At 38.5% G+C, this 12187-nt stretch carries 10 protein-coding genes and 1 tRNA gene; 7 read left to right on the top strand and 4 right to left on the bottom strand.

Annotated elements, in window-relative coordinates; all coding sequences use genetic code 11:
* The first annotated feature begins 11 nt into the window (after positions 1-11).
* The 4 genes from ACSHXM_RS07755 to ACSHXM_RS07740 are packed head-to-tail and all read left to right on the top strand — an operon-like array spanning position 12 to position 4281.
* The gene (locus ACSHXM_RS07755) at positions 12-731 is read left to right on the top strand and encodes a uroporphyrinogen-III synthase (RefSeq protein ID WP_435688181.1); all 720 of its coding nucleotides are present in this window, start codon (positions 12-14) and stop codon (positions 729-731) included.
* Positions 732-760: 29 nt separating this feature from the next.
* Entirely contained in the window at positions 761-2104 is a 1344-nt protein-coding gene (locus tag ACSHXM_RS07750; RefSeq protein WP_435688180.1) for a uroporphyrinogen-III C-methyltransferase, read from the top strand.
* On the top strand, positions 2101-3267 hold the full coding sequence (locus tag ACSHXM_RS07745) for a heme biosynthesis HemY N-terminal domain-containing protein (protein ID WP_435688179.1): 1167 nt from the start codon (positions 2101-2103) through the stop codon (positions 3265-3267). The genes ACSHXM_RS07750 and ACSHXM_RS07745 overlap by 4 nt, the downstream gene beginning before the upstream one ends.
* A 6-nt stretch (positions 3268-3273) precedes the next feature.
* Complete coding sequence (locus ACSHXM_RS07740; RefSeq protein WP_435688178.1) at positions 3274-4281, top strand: MBL fold metallo-hydrolase; 1008 nt, start codon at positions 3274-3276, stop codon at positions 4279-4281.
* A 63-nt stretch (positions 4282-4344) separates the two neighbouring features.
* Here the strand turns inward: ACSHXM_RS07740 and ACSHXM_RS07735 are convergent, their stop codons facing one another.
* Complete coding sequence (locus tag ACSHXM_RS07735) at positions 4345-5712, bottom strand: alkaline phosphatase PhoX (RefSeq protein ID WP_435688177.1); 1368 nt, start codon at positions 5710-5712, stop codon at positions 4345-4347.
* Positions 5713-5923: 211 nt separating this feature from the next.
* On the opposite strand from ACSHXM_RS07735, the gene ACSHXM_RS07730 reads away from it, so the two are divergent.
* Positions 5924-6000: transfer RNA gene (locus ACSHXM_RS07730), tRNA-Arg, on the top strand.
* A gap of 106 nt (positions 6001-6106) precedes the next feature.
* On the opposite strand, the gene ACSHXM_RS07725 is transcribed toward ACSHXM_RS07730, so the two are convergent.
* Complete coding sequence (locus tag ACSHXM_RS07725) at positions 6107-6820, bottom strand: DUF2306 domain-containing protein (protein ID WP_435688176.1); 714 nt, start codon at positions 6818-6820, stop codon at positions 6107-6109.
* Positions 6821-7120: 300 nt separating this feature from the next.
* On the opposite strand from ACSHXM_RS07725, the gene ACSHXM_RS07720 reads away from it, so the two are divergent.
* Positions 7121-8218 (top strand): helix-turn-helix domain-containing protein, encoded by a 1098-nt coding sequence (locus ACSHXM_RS07720; RefSeq protein ID WP_435688175.1) that lies wholly within the window; start codon positions 7121-7123, stop codon positions 8216-8218.
* Positions 8219-8732: 514 nt separating this feature from the next.
* On the opposite strand, the gene ACSHXM_RS07715 is transcribed toward ACSHXM_RS07720, so the two are convergent.
* Positions 8733-10088 (bottom strand): sulfatase family protein, encoded by a 1356-nt coding sequence (locus tag ACSHXM_RS07715; RefSeq protein ID WP_435688174.1) that lies wholly within the window; start codon positions 10086-10088, stop codon positions 8733-8735.
* A 510-nt stretch (positions 10089-10598) separates the two neighbouring features.
* Between ACSHXM_RS07715 and ACSHXM_RS07710 the strand changes: the two genes are divergently transcribed.
* Complete coding sequence (locus ACSHXM_RS07710; RefSeq protein ID WP_435688173.1) at positions 10599-11765, top strand: LysM peptidoglycan-binding domain-containing protein; 1167 nt, start codon at positions 10599-10601, stop codon at positions 11763-11765.
* Here ACSHXM_RS07710 and ACSHXM_RS07705 read toward each other — a convergent pair.
* The coding region (locus tag ACSHXM_RS07705; RefSeq protein ID WP_435688172.1) for a hypothetical protein at positions 11752-12187 on the bottom strand (436 nt) is incomplete at its 5' end. The two genes, ACSHXM_RS07710 and ACSHXM_RS07705, sit on opposite strands and share 14 nt — an antisense overlap.

Genomic DNA, 12187 nt, shown 5'->3' with positions numbered 1-12187 from the left:
AGGCCTTATTCTTGAGTTACCTGCTACTTAGACCCCAAGCTAAATGCCAAGCTAGTTCAAAAGCCTTCAATTTAGAAGGCTTGGAAACCTTTGCTTGCGGTTTAATTGATACCGTTATTGATAACAAAGCGATTGCCACGTTACCTGATAAAATTACTCAACTTGCAGACAAGCCTGATGTGTTGGTGATTGTGACGAGTACAGTTGCAGCTCAGCAGTGTGTATTACTAAAAGAACAATGGCCAAAAGCAGCACAATTTTTTGCCGTTGGCCAAAGTACTGCAACTATTTTAACCCAAGCGGGTATATCGGTTATTGTGCCCCAAGAAGCCAGAACAGAAGGCCTTTTAGCTTTAGAAGAGTTGCATCAAGTTAATCATAAAACCTTGGTTATTATGAAAGGTTATGGCGGAAGAGAGTTATTATCTGACACCTTAAAAGCGCGCGGTGCCCTAGTTCAAGAATGGGAAGTTTATAAAAGGCAAAGAGTCAGCAAACCTTTATCCACTCAGCACTGGCGTCCAGCTCAAATTCATTGCATTATTGCCACTAGTGGCGAAGTGATCGAAGCGGCATTTGATTATTTTAATGCCTCTTGGTTAACTACACTAAAATGGATAGTGGTTAGTCAACGCACTGCACAGATAGCTTCTAAATTAGGAGCTGATCAAATAACAATTAGTAAAGACGCCAGTGATCAGGCACTTATACAATGCGCCAAACAATTATAATTCGCGCAAGACATTCTTCGGAGCTTTAAATGGCAGACAGTCAAGACAAACTCACCCCAGCGGATCAACAAACTTTGGCTGATTTAGAAAAACAATTAGCCAAAGAAAAAAATTCATCTAGCACAACTAAAGGTGCAGCAAAAAAAGTGACATCAAATTCATCAACGTCTAGCAATAATACAAAAAAGCCAAATGCAACCACAAGCCGGCCTGCAAGTTCAAAATCGTCTTCTGCTTCGCCAGTGAAAACCGGGTTGTTATGGTTATTTACAGTTATAAATTTATTATTGTTAGCAGGAGTAATTGGCGCTGGTTATTGGGTGTGGATGCAATGGCAGGGGCAAACTCAACAACAATCTCAAGTATTAGCTAAGCAAGACTCAGCCATTCACAATCAGCAAGAACAAGTAAACCAAACACTTGCTGCTACACAAGAAATAGGTGGTCAACTCGCACAACAAAATCAGACATTGCAGTCTAATGTGGAAAGTTTAAGTACTGAATTAGAAGGCGTTACATCACAAGTAAGTACCAACAAACAAAATTTAGCTGATGTCACAGGAAGGCGACCATCAGATTGGTTACTTGCAGAAGCAGACTACTTAGTTCGAATGGCTGGCAGAAAACTATGGTTAGAGAACGACGTTAAAACCTCTCGCATGATGCTCGAATCAGCAGATATTCGATTAGAAGATTTAAATGATCCAAGTTTACTGCCTATTCGTGAAAAATTAGCGAATGACATACAAAGCTTGCAACAAATTAACCCTGTTTCCATCGACTCAGTCGCGCTGCAAGTGGGCGCATTAGTTAACCAAGTTAATAACCTGCCTTTAGCCTTTTTTAAAAAACCAGAGTCAGTTCAAGTAACCAATAACACGGAAGCAGTTAATGACTGGCGCACTAATTTGGCTAACAATTGGCAACAGGTGACTCAAAACTTTTTTAGTGTGAAACGTAAAACAGCTGAAATAAAACCATTTATGACTGATCAGGAACAGTGGCTGTCTAAACAACAATTATCCTTCGCATTATTGCAAGCCCAAGTGGCTGTGTTGCGCGAAAACCAAACTTTATATCGTCAATTCTTAGAAACAGCACTTTTCGTCAGTCAGGAATACTTTGACCTCGAAGAAAACAATGTACAGCAATTTATACAAAGCTTAATAGCATTACAAAATATCGATATTAACAAAGTTTACCCAGAACAATTTAGCGCGGTTCCGTTACTGCAAGACACCATTGCATTGCGCCTAGATAACCGTTTTAAACCTGCGCCACAAGTGGCTACTGACATAACCACGAACCCAGAAAATTTATCAGAAGAAACAGCAGAACAAGTTGAGCCTGTAACAGAGGCTAACCCATTATGATCAGAATATGTGTTGTGCTCATAGTATTACTCATTGCACTAATGATAGGGGCTATGATATTCGACGACCAAGGTTATGTGTTTGTTGAATTTAGTGGCTGGGTAGTGGAAATGAACGTATTTTCCTTAGCCATGTGTCTGATATTTATCTTCGTTGGTTTTATGCTGGTCAACTGGCTAATTAAAACATCCCTGAAAGCCGCGTCTGGCTCTCGTAACTGGTTAGGAAATTGGGGATACAGAAAAAAACAAAAAGCCTTTAGGCAAGGTCTAATTGCACTTGCTGAAACCAACTACTTAGCTGCAAAAGACCAACTCGCTAAGGTAGAAAATGAAGATTTTGACGGTATCAACCTACTCGCGGCAGCTGATGTAGAAATACAACTAGGCAACCCAGAGCAAGCTAAGGCCTATTGGAAGATGGCCACGACATTCGATAAATCGACCTTAGCCGCTAACATTTGTTTAATACGTAGTGCTTTGCAAGAGCAAAGCCCCGACCAGGCCTTAAGTTTAATTCAAGCCTTAACTGACAAACAAAAACAGCAAACACCTGTTATCAAACTTTGGGCAGAAGCCTTAGGTCAAGCTAACCAGTGGCAAAACTTGAAAGCCAAATTAAAAGGCTGGAAAAAAGCGTTAGGCAGTGATTATCAAACTTGGGTGCAACAAGCTTCAAAAGGAAGTTTTGCCGAAATCGCTAGTAAACAAGGGGCCGCAGAACTAAAACAAAATTGGCAGGCTCAACCTCGAGCAACTCGAAAAGATCCAGGGCAACAAGCGGCCTATATTCAACAACTGATTGACCAAGGTATGTTTACAGACGCAGAAAAAGTACTCGTTGAATATCAAAAATCTGGCCCTAATCCTTTGCTAGTTCCCTTGTTCAAACAAATAAAATTGCCTAACCCGGTCAACGCCATTCGTCAATTGGAAACATGGATTAAACAAGACGAACACAATGTAGATCTTTTATCAGCATTAGCTCATATTGCCCATTATTCTGGTGACAAAGTGTTAGCTGAAAAAGTATTGAGTAAAGCGATTAAGTTAGCCAACCGCCAACAAGATTTAAGGTTAATGGCCGAAATAAAAGAGGCGGATCACGACGACTCTCATGCATTACAATTTTATAAGCAGAGCATTGCCCAACAGGATAAATAACCTAACATGAAACTAATATGCCTGTTTTTATTAGTCTGTTGTATGTGCCAAGCCTACGCAAAAGAAAACAACTCAAACCTGGAGCCTAGTTTTGAACTGGTCACTTTAGGCGATACAGGAGGCATCCAAGACGGAAATTTGAGCTCGTTTTTACTACGGTCACTATCTGAAAATAACTACATTGCGCTAGACGCTGGCAGTATAATTAATGGTATAAACGTTGGCTTACAAAAAGAAAATCAAACGTTCTCAGAACTACAATTAGCACATGATCCCAAATGGCAAACCAATGGCATCATTTTTCGACACCACATCAAAGCCTATCTTATTAGTCATGGTCATTTAGACCACGTAGCAGGCATGTTGATATCGTCTCCACAAGATAGCGCTAAGCCCATTTATGCCTTGCCTTCTGTAAACCAAACCCTGTTAGATACCTATTTTAACTGGCAAGCATGGGCAAATTTCACTGATCGAGGAAAGAAACCTAGGTTAAACCAATATCAATTAGTCGATTTAACTGCAAAACAAACCGTTGCTGTAAAAGATACCTCACTCCAAGTAACGGCTTTTAGTTTGAGCCATCCACTAGAGTCCACTGCTTTTATCATAGAAAAAGACAATGACATTTTTGTATACTTTGGCGACACAGGGCCAGATGCAGTTGAAAAACAAGGTAAGTTAAAAGCAGTATGGCAGCACTTAGCCATGCTGATGAAAGATAAAACCCTAAGAGGGTTAGTAATAGAAGTCTCATTTAACAATCAAAGACCCGACAACCTATTGTTTGGGCATTTAACCCCTAATTGGCTCATGCAAGAGCTCAATACTTTTAACGATTTATTAGTAGATAAAAGCGCTTTGCAGAATAGTAAAATTATTATTAGTCACATCAAATACGACTTGGCAAAGGGTCCAAACCCCAGAGACGTTATTCAACAACAATTAGCCCAAGCAAACAATTTGAATCTTGATTTTGTTCTAGCAAAACAAGGCCAAAAATTATTGCTTTAAGTTATGTACCTGACCTGCGTAACCTGAATTCGGAATAATGAGTGTCACATACAATTCAAACACTTACACTGCAAAGTGATCCCAAGGGCCTGTAATAGCTACCGTTTTAGTCGGCGAATAAATATTTAAAAACAAAGTGGAACCATCAGCAGAAAAACACGCACCGGCGGTTTCGGTTTGTATTCTTAACTGGGCAAAACAATACAATTCACCTTTAGGTGTGACACCTCGTAGGTGATTGTCGGACACATCCGTATATTGATCTTCGCAAACTAATAGGTGACCAAAAGGTGTCACAGTTAAGTTATCTCCAAAGTTATACAAAGATTTATCCATACTTTCTAAAAACAACTGAATGCGCCCAGGACTTTCATTTTCATTTGGCTTCCCCTCATTGATAGAAGGTTGATAACGCATTATTTGCCCTAGCTTTTTTGCTCCCCCATTGGTGCAGCAAAAATAGAATTCGTTTTCTCCCCAATGGATCCCCTCGCCTCGTGCAAATACTGCAGCACCAAGTTTATAACCTTGTTTACGTAAATCATCGTTGGGACTTTCTGGGTTATGAATATCGATCCACTGTGTGTCATACCAATCACCAACTAACATGGAAGAACTCGCCCAATTACGGCTATCAAATTGAGCGTGTTTTTTGATGACTAAGGCCTGTAATTGACCACCTTTTTGTAGCTGGCCATATTCCTTGGGCATAAATCGATAAAACAAACTGTCGCCACGATCTTCCGTTAAATACACTATGCCCGTGCGAGGATCGACCGCTGCCGCTTCATGATTAAAACGGCCCATCTCTTTTAATGGTATAGGCTCTACCAATCCTTTTGCCTCTGGTGACACTTCAAAAATGAACCCATGAGATTGAGTTAAGCCATCACTGGGAGTCATTACCGACTCTTCACATGTTAACCATGTATTCCAAGGTGTTACACCACCAGCGCAATTACGTATAGTGCCAACGAGTGACAAATATTCTTGCTCTAAAGTTTTTGTTTTTAAGTTATAAATTAAGTTACTGGTTCCACCTGGAAGAGCCACACCATCAACAGTGTGGTCATAGGCCAAAGGTGTTTTATGATTCTTTAGTTTAGAGGGTAATTTGGCTAAATCAGCTGGAGTCAGTTCATGGTTACGGACTAATATCACTCGATCTTCATCTAATGAAAAACAGCCCATTCCATCTGCTTTATTCGGTACAGTAAAACCATCATTCATAACTTGGTCTAGTTCAGAAATAATTTGATATGAAAAACCAGCAGGTAAATCTAGTAATTTATTAGGGTCAACCACCAGAGGGCCATATCCCACCACGGTTTTTTGCATACTATTGGTTTGCGCTTTGCCTAATAAGCTAGTCGATAAGCCACTAAAAGCCATGACCCCCGCTCCAATAGTAAATTGCCTTCTTGTTACCATACATCCCCCAATTAGTGTTACATTATAACGATAACACCCCGATAAAATCGGTCAATACTTTTATACACTTAAAAAGTAATGAATTTATGACAAAATAAAAGTGGAAAATACCCCGCAATTCATTAGAATCACCGCTCGCTTGATTAAGTGGGATATGTACTAGGCTTAGTTGTTTAACTTAAGTGAGTCACATACACGTCCATGATGATCGGCACCCGTAGCTCAGCTGGATAGAGCGCTGCCCTCCGGAGGCAGAGGTCAGAGGTTCGAATCCTCTCGGGTGCGCCATTACTCTTTCAAAGTATTCACAAACGTTAATTCTAGTTGTTCTTCACCATTATTTTAAATACGCCCCCCGTAGGTGAAAAGCCCTGCTAGGTACGACAATCAATCTTTACCTAACAACACTCGGATACCAACTACCTGCAGCGATGGCAAACAAGCCTAGTAAAAATATGGCGCTGACGACTAACAACATACAAGCGCAAGGAAAAGCGATGATTGGCTTTAGATGTTTGTTTGAATCCCTTACCCATTCCGCCATGAGTAGTGGTAAAACATAGGAAGCCAGGCTGACACACATCACTGTGATGCCGGTGAAATCTTCGGTGTTAACACCCAAAGTACCAAACACCGCAAACCAAGCGAATATCATTAATCGAAAAAACAATACGCCATTCGCAGCTAAATAAAGTCTGATAGCCCAAACTTTATGTGCTGTGAAATTTTTGTTTCTCGCGGTTTTAATGCTCATGTAACCGCTCACTAAAATGACCAAGCCACTAAAACTTGTTAAAAGGTGCATGAATAAGTTACCGACGGTACCGCGAAATATAATTAGGTACATACCAGCCAATGAAATAAAACAGGCTAGGCCAACTACAATACGGCCATTTATGCGATGAAATTTTCTAAAACGATTTCGTACACTGGGTAAAACCTGCAGACTCCCGCCTAAAATCATGGCTATAGCTAGCAGTACGTGACTTGCGTACGCTAGATTGCCCAGCATGTCATTTTCTACATAAGCCGTATTGTTAAATTGTATCCACTTTGACCATCCACTCGTCGTCGCGGTATAGCCATATCCGAAAAGTAGATAGCTCACAAAAACCAGTTGAGCGATAATTAAGCTTGTGAACCAAGCAGTAATACTAAAATTAAGGAATTTTTTTAATTGAAAAAAGTTGTTTGTGGAAACCTTATGTACGGTGTTTGACAGCATGTGATATACATCCCAACAGTATTTTAAGTTGCTATTGAGACTAACGACTGCTCTGGCAATTTCTTATCAAAATTCGAATTTGTATACCCGTTTTATGAAATATTCCCTAACAAATGTGAGTTCCTATTTTGCTACCAAAAACCCTATAATTATTTTTTGATTAGAGTCTTTTTTGAGTTTGATATGGATTACACAGTTTCTTATTGGCTGCTTTTAACTATCAGTTTTAGTTTTATGCTTCAGCAAGCGCTGACTAAAGACAAAGCGTTAACTAACTACTTGTATGCCATTTTTTGTTTTTCTATCAGCATGATGTGTATTCAGAAGTTAAGTGCCAACAGCTTAGGCTCTTATCAATATGTGGTTGGGTTGGCCACTTGCGCTACTTGTAATGTTATGTGGTTATTATCTCGGGCTCTGTTTCGCAAACAAAACCCCGTGCAAAGACGACACGTATGCGTGGCACTCTTGATAGCTATGCTGATAATACTTAATCAAGGGTGGCATTTCGTTAGCGAATTGAATATCCAAAGTCCTTCTATCGTGTCAGCCATGGCACATTTTAAAACTGGCTTGAATGAAAGCACCCAACTATTGTCTTCCTGTATTTTGATTTTGTCTTTTTGGGAGGCCTTAAGAAATTTTAAAGTAAAATCTAAAATACAAAAAATGCAGAGCTATATTTTTGCTAGTAGCTTTTTGGTTGCAGTGGTTAATTCATCCATCTTGTCCAAAATATTAACTAATGAAAACAACTATGATCAAGCTGAACCATGGTTTATTGCTTCTTCTGCTTTGCTCGTTATGTTTGCCGTACAAATCGTTTTAAGTTTGCAAAAAAGAGAACAAACACTGCTTAGTCAAAAAGACAATACCGATGAATTATCAGAAGAAGTAGACCAAGTGCTAATTGATGGCATTAGAGCTCTCATTAGAGACGAAAAAATATTTCTAAAAGAAAATATTAAAATAGTAGATTTTGCCAGTCGATTAGAAGTACCAGAATACAAAATAAGCCAAGCAATTAGATTACATTTTAATGCAGCTAATTTTAATCAGTTTCTAAATCACTATAGGGTAGAACATGCAAAAACCTTACTGGTATGCCCGAATAAAAGGCCCTGGTCTATGTTAGTGATTGGGTTGGAAAGTGGCTTTGCTTCAGCAGTCAGCTTTAATCGCGTTTTTAAAGCGAATACCGGGCAATTACCTAAACAATATCGCAACAACATTGTAAAACCTTCAATTGCGCAACAACCATTAGAGGCGGAGTACTTGTAGTACAAAGTACAATCAAACTGGCTTTAGCAAACACATGATTAAATTTTCTAGGGCTTTTTAATACTGCACTATGCTAGGTACTTTCTTAAATTGTACTCAGATTAAATAGGAAATAGAAAAATTGACAAAAAAAAGCCGAAAGTCCCGCTTCGGCTATAGTACTTTGGCACGTAACCAAAGTTATTTCATGAAACCCCGTTAGGGCTTTACTTTGCAGTTTCTTTACATCTAAGGGAAGATCTTTACCTGATTCCCTTAACGCCAAAGATTAATTTGGCTATTAACTGACCCATATAGAATAGGTCATTTACAAAATTTGATACTGTTTTACTACTTAATACAAAGCACTTAGTATGCCAAGCTGCAAGCGTTTGATTATATTGGCTTTTATATAAACCAAAGTTAGAAGTGTAAATTATTTAGACAATTTAATGGCACTATTAGTCAAAAAAAGGTCCTTAACATTAATTTGTTTTTTAAGGAGACTAATTAACAATTTACTCTTACAAAAAGCTCATTTCACAAAGGGCACTTGGCTCTCATCCGCTTTTTGACGCACTGTGATCGTAGCAGGAAGCTTGCCTAATAATTTAGCTTGCTGGTGCATTTCGTTGGTTAACTGCTCAACCATTTGAGGGTATTTTTTAACTAAATTAACTGTCTCTCCAGGATCTTTTTTTAAGTTAAACAAAGACAGGCCATGTGGAGCAACAGCGTTTTTCCAAGGAGAGCCTTTATACCCCTTAAAAGGAAGTTTTAGTTTCCAATCGCCGCTTCGGTAACCATCCAGCTTTGCATTGTCAAAATACACAAAAGTATTTTGGCGAGCACCACTCGATGTTAAAACTTGTGTAATGTCCTTACCATCGATAGGAATATTGTGATTGAGGGTAGTATTTGTAATAGCTGCAAATGTTGGAAACCAGTCCATCTGAGTGACCACATTATGATACTGCTTTCCTGCTGGAATTTTGCCTTTCCACATGGCTAAAGTAGGTACACGCATACCACCTTCAAACGTGTACATTTTACCTTCACGTAAACCGCCTGCAGAACCACTGTATTCTTTCATCGATAACCAAGGGCCGTTGTCGCTAGAGAATATGATTAATGTGTTTTCTAACAACCCCAACTCTTCAACTTTATTGATTATCTGCCCAACTCCCCAATCTAACTCCTGTATTACATCACCATATAAACCTCGTTTAGACTTACCTAAAAAAGGTTTTGAAGCATAAATAGGAGTGTGAGGCATATTGTGAGAAACATATAAAAAGAATGGCTTATCTTTATGTTTTTCGATAAATGTTAGTGACTCATCGGTGTAAGTTTTAGTAATTAAACTTTGATCAACCTTCATTGTTTCAACATCATTACCACGCATATAAACTACGCCGTCCATATCGTTGCTGTATGGAATGCCAAAATATTCATCAAAACCTTGCTGCAAAGGCAAAAACTTTTGGTGATGGCCTAAGTGCCATTTACCCACCATGCCGGTTTGATAGTTTTTGGTTTTTAATACTTCTGCCATTGTGACTTCTTCTGGTGGCATTCCCGTCCAACTGTCTGGGAAGAAAACCCCATTAATACCCATTCTTTGAGGCATTCGACCTGTAAGCAATCCAGCGCGCGATGGAGAGCAGATGGATGATGCAGAATAAAACTCAGTAAAAGTAATACCCTGTTTGCCCAATGAATCTATATTAGGCGTTTGAATATCAGTGGCTCCAAAACTACTTAGGTCACCATACCCCAAATCGTCGGCAAAAATAAAAATGATATTAGGCGATGTTTGTCTTGAGACTGGCTTAGCCAAAGCCCCAAAGCTAACCATACACAGTAGTGCAAACATAAGCGTTAATTTCATTACCATTATTCCGAATTAGGTCAAAAAACTACTATGCCTAGTATTTAGAAAACTAGCAATTTAAAGGACTGTTAATGCGACAAACTGATACAAAAAGTTAACTACAACTAGTCAAAAATAAATACAGACAATATAATTTTATACGTTAATGCAAACCTAATTTTACCAGGTGATTTACTAACCTATGCTAGAGAAGAGTCGATTCTGAAAGAAAAATTGTAAGGTTTAAATATTGCCTCAGTAAATAGAATCAGCTAGTCGGTGAAGCTTCACGCAATACACCCTTATACAAAGCCCTATTCGGGCATTAAAATTCTTGTTTACGATCTACCTTTTTAAGGTTTTCAACAAAAACACATAACTATATAATATTCAAAATGTTATGGTTGTATGTATAAATACGAACTCGAAAAGCCTAGTCTCAAATAGTCGTCATATTTTTTAGTATAGTGTTTTCGAAACAAGTAGCCTTAAAGTAAAGGCCTTAATAATATTCAGGGGTTATAAACAATGAGTTATATGGAAAGTAAATCAAAATTAGCGGCCGTTATTGGTTGTTTAGTTTTGATGGGATGCGGTGCCGTTGGCGAGAAATCAGCACAGAGTGACTCTGTTAACACGAATAACAAATCTAAAACGACTCAAGAGCTAATCAATTACACGGCTGAAGCTGGTTTAACAGCAAAACAGCGCTTTACCAAAGCTCTCGAAAAGCTAGAAAATGGCGAAGAAGGTCAAGCATTGGCCGAACTAAATGCATATTTAGAAGCCGTTCCTCGCAGTAATAGCGCCAAAAATTTAGTTGAACAAATAACCACAGAATCAACGCAATACTTTCCTGCTGACTTTTTTACGGTGGACTTAACTTCTGGTGTCAGTTTGTCAACTTTAGCCAAACGTTATTTAGGTTCCGCTCTAAAGTTTTATGCATTAGCAAAATATAACGATATATCTAACCCAAGTCGTGTAGATATTGGCCAACAAATTAAAATACCATTAACCCAACTAGCAAAAACGATACGTAAAAAAGAACAATCTATTACCGCTGAAGTTGTTGCACCTGAAGCACCATTAGCAGAAACACCGGAAGCCGATGTTGTTGCCGACACTCCAGACGTTGCTGAGACAGTTAAGGAAGCTGAGGTTGAAATTGCAGCACCGAAAGCGCCTGAAATTACCGCCAGTTCTTTGATTGACGAGCTAGAATCTTTAAATTCAAAAGGCAGTTTTTCAGCTGCAACCGAAAAAGTAGAAGCTTTAAAAAGTTTTGGTGAGTTTGATAAAAAAACGAGAAATTTAGCATTAACAGCCTATATTGGCAGAGCTAAAGAATTAACGGATACTGATAATAAATCAGCCGCTAACTATTACGCAGATGCAGGACAGTTAAACCTAATAAATGGTGAGTCATTAGCCGCCTTCAAAAATTTCAAATTGGCGACTAATCTAGATCAAGATAATTTACAAGCAATGGAAGATATGCTGATTTTGCAAAAAGATATCGCCGACAAATTCCACAGAGAAGCTTCTTCAGCTTTCCGTAGACAAGAATTGGATATAGCCATTGCAAAATGGGATCAAGTCTTAGAAGTGAACCCAGATCATTCAAGTGCTAGTTTATATCGAGCTCAAGCAATTGAGTTAAAAGCTAGATTAGACAAAATTAAGAAGAACTAGCGTTTAGTTTTTTTATTCTGTTTAGGTTATTTCGAACACGCGTGGCACGCATCAAATGTTGACGTGCCTTATTGTTTTTAGGCTTATATTTCAAACTCTCATTGAACATTTCTATTGCCTTATTTAAGTCTGATTTAAACGACTTTAATCCCAATGTTAGGTATTGTTTAGCAAGTTGATTTTTTAGTTCTTCATTCTTTTTAGTTAAGCTTTTTTTGCGCTTACTTTCGATTAAAATAGCTTTTTCAAATAAAGGTATGGCACCTTCTTTATCGTTTTTCTTAAGCTTCAATTCTGCTAATTCAATGTAAGCAAATAGCCTAAATTCTCTCGGTTTATCATGCTCTGGATAGGCAAGTTCAAACTTATCAGCTAGCTGCAATAAGGCGTTATACTTTCGGTCATTAGAGAATTGCTCACCC

This window comes from Paraglaciecola sp. (assembly GCF_051252315.1).
Lineage (GTDB): Bacteria > Pseudomonadota > Gammaproteobacteria > Enterobacterales > Alteromonadaceae > Paraglaciecola.
The sequence above is the reverse complement of the archived record's forward strand: the minus strand, read 5'-3'. Positions and strand labels throughout refer to the sequence as shown.